14 protein-coding genes are annotated in these 15012 nt (G+C 41.0%); 5 read left to right on the forward strand and 9 right to left on the reverse strand.

What is annotated here, in order from left to right; all coding sequences use genetic code 11:
- Positions 1–669: 669 nt before the first annotated feature.
- The 5 genes from lysS to xerD all read right to left on the reverse strand — a co-directional run bounded on the left by lysS (position 670) and on the right by xerD (position 7009).
- On the reverse strand, positions 670–2205 hold the full coding sequence (lysS, locus tag QMA00_RS06290; RefSeq protein ID WP_076922087.1) for a lysine--tRNA ligase: 1536 nt from the start codon (positions 2203–2205) through the stop codon (positions 670–672).
- Positions 2206–2231: 26 nt separating this feature from the next.
- Positions 2232–3330 (reverse strand): peptide chain release factor 2 gene (gene prfB, locus QMA00_RS06295; protein WP_096038752.1). Its coding sequence is split into 2 segments (ribosomal slippage): positions 2232–3254 and positions 3256–3330, totalling 1098 coding nucleotides; the frame shifts between segments, so codons are not numbered across the junction.
- Between the two features lie 145 nt (positions 3331–3475).
- Positions 3476–5197, reverse strand: coding sequence for a single-stranded-DNA-specific exonuclease RecJ (recJ, locus tag QMA00_RS06300; RefSeq protein WP_076922088.1), 1722 nt, complete (start codon positions 5195–5197; stop codon positions 3476–3478).
- 84 nt (positions 5198–5281) lie between these two features.
- Positions 5282–6010, reverse strand: coding sequence for a bifunctional protein-disulfide isomerase/oxidoreductase DsbC (dsbC, locus tag QMA00_RS06305; RefSeq protein ID WP_013465808.1), 729 nt, complete (start codon positions 6008–6010; stop codon positions 5282–5284).
- A 72-nt stretch (positions 6011–6082) separates the two neighbouring features.
- A complete protein-coding gene (gene xerD / locus QMA00_RS06310; protein ID WP_008467794.1) occupies positions 6083–7009 on the reverse strand; it encodes a site-specific tyrosine recombinase XerD in 927 nt (308 codons plus the stop codon).
- A 105-nt stretch (positions 7010–7114) separates the two neighbouring features.
- Here xerD and fldB point away from each other — a divergent pair, with 105 nt between their 5' ends.
- The gene (gene fldB, locus QMA00_RS06315; protein ID WP_008467792.1) at positions 7115–7636 is read left to right on the forward strand and encodes a flavodoxin FldB; all 522 of its coding nucleotides are present in this window, start codon (positions 7115–7117) and stop codon (positions 7634–7636) included.
- A 47-nt stretch (positions 7637–7683) separates the two neighbouring features.
- Here fldB and QMA00_RS06320 read toward each other — a convergent pair whose 3' ends face one another.
- A complete protein-coding gene (locus tag QMA00_RS06320; RefSeq protein ID WP_008467790.1) occupies positions 7684–8142 on the reverse strand; it encodes a DUF2147 domain-containing protein in 459 nt (152 codons plus the stop codon).
- A gap of 81 nt (positions 8143–8223) precedes the next feature.
- On the reverse strand, positions 8224–8922 hold the full coding sequence (locus tag QMA00_RS06325) for a methyltransferase (protein ID WP_013465809.1): 699 nt from the start codon (positions 8920–8922) through the stop codon (positions 8224–8226).
- A 76-nt stretch (positions 8923–8998) separates the two neighbouring features.
- Between QMA00_RS06325 and srmB the strand changes: the two genes are divergently transcribed.
- Together srmB and QMA00_RS06335 are read left to right on the forward strand one after the other, a co-directional pair.
- On the forward strand, positions 8999–10225 hold the full coding sequence (srmB, locus tag QMA00_RS06330; protein ID WP_013465810.1) for an ATP-dependent RNA helicase SrmB: 1227 nt from the start codon (positions 8999–9001) through the stop codon (positions 10223–10225).
- A 239-nt stretch (positions 10226–10464) separates the two neighbouring features.
- Positions 10465–10785 (forward strand): BON domain-containing protein, encoded by a 321-nt coding sequence (locus QMA00_RS06335; RefSeq protein WP_013465811.1) that lies wholly within the window; start codon positions 10465–10467, stop codon positions 10783–10785.
- 745 nt (positions 10786–11530) lie between these two features.
- Here the strand turns inward: QMA00_RS06335 and QMA00_RS06340 are convergent.
- Together QMA00_RS06340 and yaaA are read right to left on the reverse strand one after the other, a co-directional pair.
- Entirely contained in the window at positions 11531–12487 is a 957-nt protein-coding gene (locus tag QMA00_RS06340; RefSeq protein WP_013465812.1) for a mechanosensitive ion channel family protein, read from the reverse strand.
- A gap of 119 nt (positions 12488–12606) precedes the next feature.
- A complete protein-coding gene (gene yaaA / locus QMA00_RS06345) occupies positions 12607–13386 on the reverse strand; it encodes a peroxide stress protein YaaA (RefSeq protein WP_013465813.1) in 780 nt (259 codons plus the stop codon).
- A gap of 218 nt (positions 13387–13604) precedes the next feature.
- Between yaaA and tal the strand changes: the two genes are divergently transcribed.
- Positions 13605–14555, forward strand: coding sequence for a transaldolase (gene tal / locus QMA00_RS06350; RefSeq protein ID WP_076922089.1), 951 nt, complete (start codon positions 13605–13607; stop codon positions 14553–14555).
- Between the two features lie 227 nt (positions 14556–14782).
- On the forward strand, positions 14783–14971 hold the full coding sequence (locus QMA00_RS06355; RefSeq protein ID WP_013465815.1) for a DUF3545 family protein: 189 nt from the start codon (positions 14783–14785) through the stop codon (positions 14969–14971).
- The last annotated feature ends 41 nt before the right edge of the window (positions 14972–15012 follow it).

A 15012-nucleotide genomic window follows, 5' to 3' on the forward strand; every position in this document is an offset into this window, starting at 1 on the left:
AAACTCTATACTCCCTTAGCAGGGGAGCTCCTTCGGCCACTCGGACACCTCTCCGTCTTGTGGGGCGTATAATAAAGATTTCAGAAAATATGTCAAACACTTTTCTGACAAAAGTGACTATATGGCTATAGATTGCACACATGTCTGGTTTTAAAGTGTAATTAGTTTGAAAATTAATCAGGTTAGGTATTTGGAGTGCTTGAGTTTACACCCATCACTGGCACTAGTTCGTCCGTAAGTTCAGCAAGATTATGCTTGTCGCTGTTGTTCAGTGGTGTTTTCATCAGGTAAAGATTCTACTTGTTTAACTTTCATATTATTTTTCTAAGTCCTTTAGAAATTTTTATTTTTTACGACTAAGAATGACAGCGTATAAATTTCCGCCACATTTTAGCTAAAAAATTTACATAAATACAACGCAGTGTTTAAAAAACAATCATACCAAAAAGTTATATCACTGCTGTAATGTTGCTAAGCAGTGGAGTAACCATATGCGAGTGAAACTGAATTAAAGGTTAATTGCTCTTTATACCTAGACTTCATTATTAATGTGAAAACAATTAATTAAAAGACTTAATGAGCAGTTTAGGCAATGTCTCACAAACAATAGGGCAAAAAAAACGCCGCTAGTTAGCGGCGTTGATAATTTTTTAGTTTATTCCTTCAAGCTTAGTCTGCTTGTGGGCGCATATGTGGGAATAAAATAACATCTTTGATAGTTGATGAGTCAGTAAACAACATGACTAAACGGTCAATACCAATCCCTTCACCCGCTGTTGGTGGTAAACCATACTCTAACGCGCGAATGTAGTCTTCGTCGTAGTGCATTGCTTCATCATCACCTGCGTCTTTTTCTTCAACTTGGCGAGAAAAACGCTCAGCTTGATCTTGTGCATCATTAAGCTCAGAGAAACCATTTGCAAGCTCACGGCCACCAACAAAGAATTCAAAGCGGTCAGTTACAAATGGGTTTTCGTCGTTACGACGTGCAAGTGGAGACACTTCCCACGGATACCCTGTGATAAATGTAGGTTGGATAAGCATATGCTCAGCCGTTTCTTCAAATATTTCACATAAAAACTTACCCGGGCCCCATACGCAGTTTTCAGGAATTTTAACATGCACTTGTTTAGCGTACGCTTTTAATTCTTCAAAGTGGTTTTCTGGGTCGTTAAATACCACAGCATCAAACTCAGGGTTATATTTTAAGATAGCATCTGCCATGCTTAAACGCGTGAACGGTTGACCAAAGTCGTACTCTACTGAGTCAACAACTTCGCCGTTTTCATCTTTAGTGGTGTTAACCACAATTGGGCTGCCCAGTACGTTAGTTGCAACTGTACGTAACATGTCTTCGGTGATGTTCATTAAATCAATGTAGTCAGCGTATGCTTGGTAGAACTCAATCATGGTGAATTCTGGGTTGTGACGCGTTGATAACCCTTCGTTACGGAAGTTTCGATTAATTTCGAATACACGGTCAAAACCACCTACTACTAAACGCTTTAAGTAAAGCTCAGGCGCAATACGTAAGTACATGTCGATATCAAGCGCATTATGATGAGTTACGAATGGGCGCGCAGATGCACCACCAGGAATAACCTGTAACATTGGCGTTTCTACTTCCATAAAATCGCGGTCTGCTAAAAAGCGACGAATACCTTCAACCACTTGTGAGCGAATACGGAATGTTTCACGCGTTGCTTCGTTAGTAATTAAATCAACATAACGCTGACGGTATTTCGTTTCTTGATCCGATAGGCCATGGAATTTTTCAGGAAGTGGACGAAGTGACTTTGTCAGTAGTTCGTACTCAGCCATATCTACGTATAAATCGCCTTTACCCGATTTATTAAGCGGCCCTTTAACACCAATAATATCGCCAATATCAAGCTGGCCATATTTTGCTTTTAAATCTTTTTGTACGTCTTTTGATGCATAAACTTGTACACGGCCTTTCATATCTTGAATAGACATAAACGGACCACGCTTAGCAAGAATACGACCTGCAATCGATACTACGTGCTGTAATTCGATTAATTCTTCTTTACTCTTATCACCAAACTCAGCCTGCAAATCTGCCGTGTAATGCTCACGACGGAATTGGTTTGGATGACCGTTGGCTGGGCAATTTGCGCGAATAGCGTCTAATTTGCCGCGACGCTCAGCGATTAACTTATTTTCGTCTTGGATTTGATCAGTCATTTTTTAGCTCTTTTTTAGCTTGGTGGTTATAAACCAGATTTTAAGCTGGCTTCAATAAATTTGTCTAAGTCGCCATCGAGTACCGCTTGAGTATTACGGTTTTCAACGCCGGTACGTAAATCTTTAATACGCGAGTCATCAAGTACGTAAGAACGAATTTGACTTCCCCAGCCAATATCAGACTTATTGTCTTCTTGGCTTTGCTTTTCAGCATTTTGCTGTTGTAGCTCAAGCTCAAATAATTTCGCTTTTAATTGCTTCATTGCTTGGGCTTTATTTTTATGTTGTGAACGCTCGTTTTGACACTGCACCACAGTATTGGTTGGCACGTGAGTAATACGTACCGCCGATTCAGTGGTATTTACGTGCTGACCACCCGCGCCTGATGCACGGTAAACGTCTATACGCAAGTCAGACGGATTAATGTCAATTTCAATATTGTCATCAACTTCTGGGTAAACAAACGCAGAAGCAAACGAGGTATGACGACGACCACTTGAGTCAAATGGACTTTTACGAACGAGGCGGTGTACGCCTGTTTCAGTGCGTAACCAACCATAAGCGTATTCGCCAGAAAAACGCACCGTTGCGCCTTTAATACCGGCAACATCACCATCGGTCGCTTCAACAAGCTCTACTTTAAAGCCTTTTGCTTCACCCCAGCGTAAATACATGCGAAGTAAAATATTACACCAGTCTTGCGCTTCAGTACCGCCAGAACCTGACTGTAAATCAAGGTAGGCATCGTTTGAATCGTGAGAACCTGAAAACATACGACGAAACTCAAGCCCTTCAAGCTGCTGATTTAAATCAGCCAGTTCGCTTTGTGCTTCATCAAAGGTGTCTTGATCTTCGGCTTCAACAGCAAGCTCTACTAACCCTTCAACGTCGTCAGTACCCGCCACTAAGGTGTCAATGGTTTCAACAACAGCCTCTAGTGCTGACTTTTCACGACCAAGGGCTTGTGCGCGCTCAGGTTCATTCCATACGGCTGAATCTTCAAGTTCGGCGTTAACTTCTTCTAAACGTTCTTGTTTAAGAGCGTAGTCAAAGGTACCCCCGAAGCAGTTCAGTACGTTCGCGAATTTCCTTGATTTGATTAATCACAGGATTCACTTCAAACATGTACATTACTCCAAAATGGCTAGGTTATTGCGCACTTAAAAAAGAGACCGAGCGCAATTAAAAATCATCAAATAATAAAAACGCCCGATTTTAACAAAAAACCGCGCGTTTTATTAGCCTTTTATGCATGGTTTGAAGATATTTTTTAGCCCACTTTTTCAAGCTCTCTTACAATCAGTTGTAAGCTAAATTTACCTCTAAATTCATTTATATCGAGCTGGTACGCTACTTTAACAAACTGCGCCTCGGTATCTGGCCACGCTTTTACATCAATGCCAAAAGCTATGGCGTCAACTAAACGTGCAGATTGGTGTTTAAGGACTAACTTTAGGTGTTTTTCACCCACAATGCGCTGCTGGATTACTTCAAAGGTGTGTTCAAATATCGGCTCAGGAAATTTCTGCCCCCACGGGCCTGATTGCTTTAATAATTGCGCAAAATCCATGCTAAAGCAGTCGTTAGGTAGTTCACCATCAGTAAATACAATGCAGCGTTTACTTTCTTCACTGAGTTGCGCGCTGACCGCACTATCAAACGCACGTTTAAACTCAGTAAATTGCTGCTCGTTAATACTTAATCCTGCCGCCATTGCGTGGCCGCCAAATTTATTAATTAAACCAGGCTGCGCGGTGTTTAAACCCTCAAGTAAGTCGCGCATATGCAAGCCTTCAATTGAGCGACATGAGCCTTTTATTTCACCGTTTTCACCACCGGCAAATATCACCGTTGGCCGGTGGTACTTTTCTTTTAAGCGCCCGGCTAAAATACCAATTACCCCTTGGTGCCAATCGTCTTGGTACAAACAAATAGCATCGGGCACACTGTCTTCTTTAAAGGCGAGCCTATCGAGCACCGCTTGCGCTTCTACTTGCATGCCTTGCTCTATTTCACGTCTGGCAAAGTTTAAACTATCAAGCTCGCCAGCTATGCGCCTTGCTTGATTTATGTCGTTGCTAAGTAAACACGCTATGCCTAGACTCATGTCGTCTAAGCGCCCTGCTGCATTTAAGCGTGGTGCAAGCGAAAAACCAAAGTCACTGGCGCTCAAGCGCGCGGCATTGCGATTAGCCACTTCAATCAGTGCGGTAATACCTGGGCGAGTTTTTCCGCTGCGAATACGTGCCAAGCCTTGGTGCACTAAGGTGCGGTTATTCGCATCAAGTGCCACCACATCGGCTACCGTACCTAACGCTACAATATCAAGCAAATCAGCAATATTTGGCATGGGATGCTGCTCAAAATAACCTTTTTCACGCAGTGCACTTCTCAGGGCAATGAGTAAATAAAATGCCACACCAACACCAGCTATCGACTTAGAGGGAAAATCACAATCGTGGCGGTTAGGGTTAACAATAGCATCGGCGTTAGGCAGTTGTTCACCCTGCAAATGGTGATCTGTTACCAGCACTTTAATGCCTGCGGCTTTAACAATATCAATGCCTGCGATACACGATATGCCGTTATCTACGGTGATCACTAAATCGGGCTGCATCGTCACTATTTGCTCAGCCAATGCTGGGCTTAAACCGTACCCTAAACTAAAGCGGTCTGGTACTAAGTAATCTAAGTGGGTAAAGCCAAACATGGCCAGCCCTTGCATTAAGGTGGCGGTGCTGGTTGCGCCATCGGCGTCAAAGTCGCCCACAATAAGTATTTTGCTTTGTGCGTGTAGGGCTTCAATTAACAGTTGGCTGGCTTTGTCTATATCTTTAAAAAGTTTGAAGTCGTGGAGTGTAGCTGCGCTATTGTTTAGCTCATCGGCATGGGACACATTTCGCGTGGCATAAATTTGCTTAATAACAGGGTGAAGATGGCTCGGCAGATGAGAGTCGTCAACGGGTTCTCGCGCAATGATCATTTTTTTCATGCTAGTTTTTAACTTATGATGTTCATGATAATAAGACAAAAAAAGGCCATTAAGGCCTTTTTAAACACATACTCGCGGTATTGCTTAGCCCGCTTTGTTAGCCTCAAGCGCTGCGCTTAATGCCGCAGCAGGCTGATAACCTGGGATCATCGTGCCATCTTCTAAAATAATAGCCGGTGTACCGCTAATACCAAAACTCTGGCCTAACTGATAATGCTCAGCAACAGGTGCGCTACAGCCTTTAACAATTTGGGTATCTGCACCCGATTTAGCTTCAGTTAATGCTTCTTGCTGATCTTTCGCACACCATACATTCATTAAATCAGCATAACCTGACCCTTGTAGGCCACCGCGTGGAAACGCTAGGTATTTAACCGTAATGCCCGATTCAAGTAAGTCATCTAGTTCACGGTGTAATTTACGACAGTAACCACAGCTAATATCGGTAAATACAGTAATGCTGTGTTTTTCTTCTGGCGCTTTATACACAATCATTGAGTCTTCGTATTCTTTTAACCCTGATTGGCGCACACCATTAAGTGCTTGCTCGGTTAAGTTACTACGGTTGTTTAGATCGATTAGCGTACCTTGCATTAAAAATTGACCGTCAGGACTTGCATACAACACACCTTTATTGGTGATCAATTCTTTTAAGCCTGCAACTGGGCTTGGATTAATTTGTTTAACGGTCACCCCTAGCGCGGCAAATTTTGTCACGATAGGATCTGTAGCATCCGGAGTGACTGCAACGCTATTAGCAAAAGCGCTCAAACTAGTGCACAACATGGCACCTGCTAACATTAATTTTTTCATAACGGGTTCTCTATCCTAAAAATACTTATCTTATCGTGTCTATATGACCGGCTTAGTGACAAAAAAATTCGCTTAAGCACGAGGGTGATGCTCAGCATGCACCGATTTTAATCGCTCATTCGCTACATGCGTATAAATTTGGGTAGTTGATAGGTCGCTGTGGCCAAGCATCATCTGCACCACACGCAAGTCAGCCCCATGATTTAATAAATGCGTTGCAAATGCATGTCGCAAGGTATGGGGTGATAACGGCGACTCAACGGATGCCAAAATAGCATAGTGTTTAATCCGATGCCAAAAAGTTTGTCGTGTCATACCCACCCCTCGCTTTGAGGGAAATACAAAATCGGTGGCGTGTTTTATCATTTGTGCGCGCCCGAGCTTTAAAAACTGCTCAAGCCAGTACATGGCCTCTTCACCTAATGGCACTAGCCGCTCTTTGTTTCCCTTACCTTTTACAAACACCACAGCTTGGCGCAAATTTATTTGCTCCATTCTAAGCCCCACCAGCTCGGTTACCCGCAGGCCTGTTGCATACAGTAACTCCAGCATGGCTTTATCGCGCAGCCCCATTGGCTCTTCAATGTTGGGCGCACTTAATAGCGCTTCTACTTCGGCCTCAGATAGCGTTTTTGGTAACGACTGCCCTGCCTTTGGCTGAGCAATATTGACCATAGGTGAGTCGCTAATTATTTTTTCGCGTACAAAGTACTGATAAAAACGTTTTAATGCACTAATACTTCGCGCAGTGCTGCGTGGTTTTAGCCCTAAATCAACGCGGTGTGCTAGGTAACTTTCAACATCTAAACTGGTTACCGTCATTAAGCTTTCACCTTTTAAAAACTGGCAAAACTTATCTAAGTCACTGCGATAAGCGCTCAGTGTGTTTTCACTTACGCCTTGCTCTAAATAGAGGCTATCTAAAAAGGTTTCTAAAAAGTCGCTATTGCTGCTTAGCTCAGTATTTTGTTCAGGTAAATCGTCAGATAGCGTTGTCACGTTGTGATCTCATGTTGGTAATACCACGGGAGAAGGTATCAATTAAAAATACCTTACGGTAAACTTGAGCCTATCATAACAGGCAATTACACAGTGATAAATACGATGCAGATTGGTTTATTTTTTGGTTCTACTACCTGCTATACCGAAATGGCGGCAGAAAAAATACGCGACATTATTGGCGCCGATATCGTCAGTTTACACAATATTAAAGACGAGCCGCTTAAAAACGCTGAGCAATATGACTTTATCATTTTTGGTATTTCTACGTGGGACTTTGGCGAAATTCAAGAAGATTGGGAATCAAAGTGGGACGACATAAAAGATGTCGACTTAAATGGTAAAACCATTGCTTTGTTTGGTATGGGCGACCAGCAAGGGTATGGTCAGTGGTTTCAAGACGCATTAGGCATGCTTCACGACGAAATAAATGCCCAAGCCATTACTCAATTAGGCTTTTGGCCGAACGACAGTAATTACGAATTTGAAGCATCAAAAGCACTTACCGAAGACGGTAAACAGTTTGTAGGTTTAGCATTAGACGAAGACAGTCAGTACGAGCTAAGCGACGAGCGTATCGCCACTTGGGTAGAACAAGTGATGACAGAGTACGCTGAAACCCTATAACTCACTATTGCAAAGAGCGCTGCCATGCAGCGCTTTTTAATTCTTAACTATTCTACTTTTAACCAGTATTGGTTACGGTAAAAAAAGCCCACATAACCGCGCACTTCTAGTTTTTCGCCATTTTGCTGCGGTGTTAAACGCACGCTGTAGGTTTTACCATTATTTGGGTCGAGTATTTCACCGTCTTCCCAACTACCGTCACCCGCATAGGTCACATCTTCAATAATGGTCATCCCCAACATAGGCTGATTCTTTTTATCACCATCACACTCGGTGCAAAGTGCATCTTGCTTGGCTTTATTGAGTATTTTTTCAATTTTTCCAGTCAGCACGCCATCTTGCTCAGTAATGCGCACGTACGACTTAGCCTCGTTAGTCTCTTCGTTAATAGTTTTCCAAAGCCCAACCGGTGTGGGGTTAGCTAATAACTTAAATGAGGCAAAAATACTGCCGACCAAAAATCCCATCAACAGCGAGTTAGCTCTTTTTTTATTCAATAAATTCATTGCGTTACTATATTAGCGATTAATTAAGCCATAGTAACAATAAACAACCAGATGCAAAACTGTTTAAACACCCAGAACGCGCTACATTTTTAAATAAAATGCGCGGCATAGCGCCTGATACTCTGTGGTATAGCTATTATCATTGGCTCTAATACATAACTTAGTTGTACTTATCTCACTCTGCTCATAACTAAAAGTCATCAAACTGCGGCTAAAGGGCTTATTTGGCATAGCTTGTACTTGGCAAAGGCGATTTAAATACAGCCCTTGCTGCTGTGCTAATGTTATAAATAACTGCGCCTCAGTGGTGGGTAAAATAAGATTAAAACGCGAATCTTGATGACTTAGATGCCTAAACGCACCAAGCAGTTCTGCAAAACTTAAACCATCGGTATGGCGAGCGGTATTTCGCGCTGCATTATCACCTTTTAAACTGTGATTAAAATAAGGCGGATTAGCTATAACACAATCAAATAAACCCACAGCCTCAAACTGCTGAATAGGCTGATGGTAAATACTAATATCTCGCCAAGGACTTTGCTGGCAATTTTGTAAAGCCTGCTGGTAGGCGGTTTCATCAACTTCAACCGCACTCACCTTTAAATGTGGCGCTCGTTGCTTACACATTAGAGCCAGTAACCCTGTACCTGTTCCTATATCAAGTAACGTATTTGCGTGGCTTAAATCAGCCCATGCGCCCAGTAAAATACCATCGGTAGAGACCTTCATGGCGCACTGGTCGTGCTCAACCTTAAATTGTTTAAATGCAAAACCAGACATTTTTTCACCTTTTCATTCACCAAGCAGGTTTAAGTGCGTATAATTAACGGCAATTGTCCCCTATTTTTGACACTCTATGCAATTTTCTGAATTTGATCTTGATGATAAGCTACTCAATGCTATTAATAAAATGGGCTATGAAACCCCCACTAGCATTCAACAACAAGCCATTCCTGAGGCGTTGCAAGGACGCGATATTTTAGCGTCGGCACCAACAGGTACGGGTAAAACGGCGGCATTTTTAATTCCGGCAATTCAATATTTAATGGATTTCCCACGTCGTGATCCGGGCTTTGCACGGGTATTAATTATGACCCCAACGCGCGAGCTTGCTTATCAAATTCATGAACAATGTGAGTTACTTGCAAAACAAACCCAGTTAAAAATTGGGGTGGTTACCGGCGGTATAAACTACGGTACACACAAAGAAATTTTTGAAAATAATAATGACATTTTAATCGCCACACCTGGGCGTTTAATGGAGTATTTGGAAACCGAGAACTTCCACGCAGAAAACGTAGAAATGCTCATTCTTGATGAAGCCGACCGCATGCTCGACATGGGCTTTCGTAAAGAAATGCTGCGCATTTGTGATGAAGCTAAGAACCGCCGTCAGTGCTTTTTATTCTCAGCAACCCTTGAGGGCGATAGCGTAGAATTATTTGCTGAGCGTATTTTAAACGACCCCGCGCTACTTGAAGCCGAATCATCACGCAAAGAAAAAGCTAAAATTCATCAATGGGTTCATTTAGCCGACGACTACCGCCATAAACTAGAGCTATTAGTTAACACCTTAAATGGCCCTGATGTAAGTAAAGCGATTGTGTTTGTAAAAACTCGTGAGCGCCTTGAAACCCTAATTGGTGAGCTTACTAATAACGGCGTAAAAGCTGCGTGGTTACGTGGTGAAATGCCACAAGACAAACGCATGAAAGCCATGGAAAACTTCCACAGTGGCAAAACCCGTATTTTAGTCGCTACCGATGTGGCGGCCCGCGGTATTGATGTAGCTGATATAAGCCACGTAATTAATTTTGATATGCCACGTACTGCAGATGTATACGTACACCGTATTGGCCGTACGGGTCGTGCGGGTAAAAAAGGTATTGCGATTTCACTCATTGAAGCGCACGACATTGGCATACTTTACAAAGTAGAACGTTACATAGAGCAAAAGCTAAAACGCCGTGTATTTAAAGGATTAGAGCCAAAGCATAAAGAAGCCAAGCCACCGGTTAAAAAACGTAAAGATCCAGTAAAAATGAAAGCGAAGAAAAAAGCCAAAGCTAAAAAGAAAAAATAGCTTTAGCTTTAACACATTTAATTGAGCCGACGTTTGTCGGCTTTTTTGTGACTTAAAAACAGTGAGTAAGCTATTCATAGTAATATGTAAAAAATACTTAGCTGAATAACCAATTAATAAAATAGTAATTTATTTCAAATAGTTAATCTTGGAATGAAACTTGTAACCCTATCGAATATACGAGTATTAAAACGCCGAGTAATGGCGTTGTTTTTTAGTAACACACTAAGGATATAGTTATGAGTCGCATTAAATTTACTATCGGTTTTATTTCGTTTTGTTGTTTATTTTTATTAGTCTCTGCTTTTAAAGTCAGTGCAGCAACGCATTTAGCTGTAGTTAGCAGTGTGGCTACACAACCTAATTTACAACAATCTATTACTCATGAGTTGCGCACTAACCCAAATTTAAAGTTAGAAAAACTAAACGTACACGTTAATGACGGTAACGTTGAACTTAAAGGTGAAGCCAATAACGGTTTTGAACGCGCTCTCGCACAAAAGTTTTTAGAAAATATGGATGGGGTTAAAATCATTCATAACAAAATTAGTGTCATTTAATACAACTTTTTCTTAACTAATACACCTAACTTATCCCTCAGCGCTGCTTGTTTCTCCAACACAAGCGGCGCTTTTTTATGGTTTGCACAATATAATTCACTGCAGAGCATATTCCCAAGCCAGTTTAAATACTTAATTAAAAGCCTTTTAGTTTACGCACCAATCGCGACGCTCATTGCAGCTGCTTATACTTTTGAAACCTTTGTTTATAGACACTTATTATAAAGAGCTTACATCAAGCTTGGGCTCTAGTTCGGTTGATTAAATAATCTATTTTGAGATGAGAAACCTTATCGATATAGTTTTCTAATTGAGGCGTTTTTAAGGCAGTTAGCGCAAGGCTTTAATTACTTCAGATTATCAATTGGGTCTGTTGTTCTTTCAAGGTTGAATTTGCAGTAGTCTGTTTGGTATTTAGCCAAGGGTTTTGCCCAGGGACATTTACTCTTTGTTGTCTACATGGATGGTGGTAAGGAGCGTGAGCTGGACGCGGAAGCTTTGCTCGGTTTTTACTTATTATTACATGGATGTAAGCCAGTAGAATAACACAGGAGCAGTTATCGAGCCCACTAGGCAACAAACCTCGCGTCGCGATTAAATAGCTCTTAGTTTGAACTAATTTTAATCCGCAAAGGTCAACAGACCCTTATATTATTTATTATAAAAAGCGCGTTTTAATTTGTAAAAACGCGCTGATAGTCAGTAACTATTTCCCAATGCTTTTACCTTCGGGGTTTTAAATTATTTACTCACCTTGGCTTGCATCAGTATTATTGTCACCCTCTTTATTTGCTGACTGCTGATTTATTTTATCGCTTATCATGGCATCGAGTTTTTCACCGCCCTTAATACCAAAATCCAACGTACGAATAGGAAACGGAATACTTATATCAGCAGCATCGAGTGCTTGCTTTACTGCCACAACCCCTTTGTGACGCACCGTCATAAAATCGGGCTCACCAGGGTATTTAATCCAAAACCATACCAGTAAGTTTATACTGCTATCACCAAAGCCTTCTGCGTACACCGCGGTCTCATTTTTGCGGATCACAAAGTCAAATTGATTAATTTTTTCGACAATAACTTCACTGGCTTTTTCTATATCATCAGCGTAAGAAATACCTACAGCTACCTCTATTCTTCTGACCCCTAAAGTGCTGTAATTACGCAGTACATTTCTAAATAGTATTTTATTAGGAACCAGTATCAACTGCCCGTAAAAGCTCTCTATTAGTGTGTTGCGCAAGTTTATTGAATGCACTGAACCAAATACGTTATCGGTCTCGATAACATCACCCGCTTTGAACGGTTTACGAATACCCATAGCAATACCCGCAATTAGGTTTTCGGTCATATCTTGAAAAGCAAAACCAATGGCGAGACCAACAATACCTGCACCCGCAAGCAGTGACGTAACGGTACTTTTTAAGCCCATAAAATCAAGGGCAATAAAGACCCCAACACTCAGAACAATAACTTTAAAAATGGAGGCCATTAAGTCAGCAATTTGAGTAGAATCGAGCGAGCGACGCAATACTTTTTTCATTCCTTTGCCTGCAAGGCGGGCAATAAATGAAAATATAATCGCAATAATCACCGCGACTATAAAGTTAGGGATATGACTTATAACAACATCAAACCAACCGCCGAGCTTCTCTTCTATAAGTTTTTCGGCTTCTGTAATTGAGGGAATTGAGAGCATTTATTTTATACCTTAGTTTCTATTAATAACCTAAGGTTTGCAAAAATAGCGCCAGTATAAAAAAAGCTATGCAATGCATAGCTTTTTGGGTATGTGTTTAGCTGCAAATAGCGCTAAATTTAGCTTTGCTCTTCGCGCAAAAATACCGGTTCAAGTTCTTTAGTGGTTGCTTCTGAGCTAAAGTAATAACCGGCCACGGTAAACTCTTTAAGCTGACTTAACTGCGTGACTTGGTTTTCGATAAGGTAACGCGCCATCATGCCGCGCGCTTTTTTAGCGTAAAAGCTAATCACTTTATATTGGCCGTTTTTACAGTCTTTAAAATGTGGCGTAATAATTTGTGCGTTAAGCGTTTTTTTATCTACCGCTTTAAAGTATTCGTTAGACGCTAAATTAACTAAGTATTGTGCATCTTGTGCCGCTAAAACGTCGTTAAGTTTATTAGCAATAATACTGCCCCAAAACTCATATAGGTTTTTACCACGGCTGTTTTCAAGCTTTGTACCCATTTCTAGGCGGTAGGCTTGCATTAAATCAAGTGGTTTTAATAATCCGTATAAACCCGAGAGTATACGTAAATGCTCTTGAGCATAATCAAGTTGCTTAGCCGTTAGGGTGTCGGCATCTAAACCGCCATATACATCGCCATTAAAGGCAAGCACCGCTTGTTTAGCATTACTCGTAGTAAACGGTTGCGCCCACTCACTAAAACGTGCTGCATTAAGGCCCGCGAGCTTATCGCTAATTTTCATTAAACTACCAATCTGCGCAGGAGTTAGTTCACGGCATACTTTCATGAGCGCTTCGCTGTGCTCAAGTAATTCAGGTTGAGTGAACTTATCTGTTGCGGGTGGCGTGTCGTAATCAAGATTCTTTGCTGGTGAAATAACAGTGATCATAGTTAGCTATTGACTTGTAAATTATTTAATGTCAATTTCAACATTAAATGAGACGAAAAGCACGTTTTGTTTAAAATTATCCTACCTAAAACTCAACCGTTACCGTTTTTTCATTGATAAGGACATAAGACCTATCAAGCATTGTCACACTGTTGCAGTATAGCTATATTAAGGTAGTTTAGATTTTCTTTTAACTTGCTTGGAATGAGGAAAAGCAAATGACTAGCGCTCTACAAAGGCTTAAACAACACTCTTCTATCGTGGCCGACACGGGCGATATAGAAGCCATAAAAAAACATCAACCTGAAGATGCGACTACCAATCCATCGCTGCTTTTAAAAGCGAGCGAGATTGAAGCTTACAAACCTTATCTAGATAAAGCATGGCAGTATGCAAAAGAAACAGAGCAGCAGCCTGCAAAACAGCTAGAGCTGGCTTGTGATTATTTTGCTGTATTACTTGGAAAAGAAATTAGTGAAATTGTACCGGGTTATATTTCTACCGAAGTTGATGCACGTTTATCATTTGACACCCAAGCAACAATTAATAAAGCACACACGCTATTGAGCCTTTACGAAAAAGAAGGCGTAAGCAAAGACAAAATTTTAATTAAAATAGCGTCAACATGGGAAGGTATTAAAGCGGCTGAGCAATTAGAAAAAGAAGGCACTAAGTGTAACCTTACTTTATTATTCAGCGATGCCCAAGCGCGCGCCTGTGCTGATGCAAACGTATTTTTAATCTCTCCATTTGTTGGCCGTATTTTAGATTGGCACGTGGCAAACGGTATGGAAAAACCAACCGATCCGCTTCAAGATCCGGGTGTGCAATCTGTACGTAGCATTTTTGAGTTTTACAAACGTCACGACTACAAAACCGTAGTTATGGGCGCAAGCTTTCGTAATACCGGTGAAATTATTGCACTTACAGGATGCGATAAGCTAACAATTAGCCCTAATCTTTTAGAAGATTTGGGTAATTTAGAAGGTGCTGAAGAATACTTGCTAGCAAGTGATATTACTAAAGAGCCAAAACCTGAGCCACTTAGCGAAACACAGTTCCGTTGGTTACATAACCAAGATGCCATGGCGACTGAAAAACTCGCTGAAGGTATTCGCTCATTTGCAGATGCACAGGAACAATTAGAAGCACGCTTTAAAGCGATGTAACTAACCGCTGTTTTAAGAGTTTAAAAACGTCGCTTATTGCGGCGTTTTTTTATACCTGCAATTTTATTTTAAATACTCGCCTTGTCCCCATTTAAGTGCAGTTCTCATTGATCTTCATCAAAATACCACCCGTTAGTAACAGTTTCGTCACATTTATATTCTATTTTATTAATAGCTGTGGTATAGATACTGCCGAGGTTCAAAAAGTGGTCAATAGGAGATAATCAATGGATAGCCTAAACGAAATAATAGAGATATTAGAAGATTCTGATACATCGAAAAAAACCTCTCAAAAAAATAAAAAAAGAAAATGGCGCGAAATAGAAGCAATAAAAGATAAGCAACGTTTGCGCAAAGAACTACTGGAGCTTGACTATTTTGCAGATAGTGTTGCTATTGATGAGTTAGAGTTTTAACCAACATAAGCAACTAAAAAGGCTTTCATAAATGAAAGCCT

Origin of the sequence: Pseudoalteromonas sp. APC 3694 (assembly GCF_030407565.1) — a bacterium.
Taxonomy (GTDB): Bacteria; Pseudomonadota; Gammaproteobacteria; order Enterobacterales; family Alteromonadaceae; genus Pseudoalteromonas; species Pseudoalteromonas tetraodonis.

Coding starts and splice junctions, on each gene's coding strand:
- lysS (WP_076922087.1), bottom strand. CDS start 2,205: ATGACTGATCAAATCCAAGACGAAAATAAGTTAATCGCTGAGCGTCGC.
- recJ (WP_076922088.1), bottom strand. CDS start 5,197: ATGAAAAAAATGATCATTGCGCGAGAACCCGTTGACGACTCTCATCTG.
- dsbC (WP_013465808.1), bottom strand. CDS start 6,010: ATGAAAAAATTAATGTTAGCAGGTGCCATGTTGTGCACTAGTTTGAGC.
- fldB (WP_008467792.1), top strand. CDS start 7,115: ATGCAGATTGGTTTATTTTTTGGTTCTACTACCTGCTATACCGAAATG.
- QMA00_RS06320 (WP_008467790.1), bottom strand. CDS start 8,142: ATGAATTTATTGAATAAAAAAAGAGCTAACTCGCTGTTGATGGGATTT.
- QMA00_RS06325 (WP_013465809.1), bottom strand. CDS start 8,922: ATGTCTGGTTTTGCATTTAAACAATTTAAGGTTGAGCACGACCAGTGC.
- srmB (WP_013465810.1), top strand. CDS start 8,999: ATGCAATTTTCTGAATTTGATCTTGATGATAAGCTACTCAATGCTATT.
- QMA00_RS06335 (WP_013465811.1), top strand. CDS start 10,465: ATGAGTCGCATTAAATTTACTATCGGTTTTATTTCGTTTTGTTGTTTA.
- QMA00_RS06340 (WP_013465812.1), bottom strand. CDS start 12,487: ATGCTCTCAATTCCCTCAATTACAGAAGCCGAAAAACTTATAGAAGAG.
- yaaA (WP_013465813.1), bottom strand. CDS start 13,386: ATGATCACTGTTATTTCACCAGCAAAGAATCTTGATTACGACACGCCA.
- tal (WP_076922089.1), top strand. CDS start 13,605: ATGACTAGCGCTCTACAAAGGCTTAAACAACACTCTTCTATCGTGGCC.
- QMA00_RS06355 (WP_013465815.1), top strand. CDS start 14,783: ATGGATAGCCTAAACGAAATAATAGAGATATTAGAAGATTCTGATACA.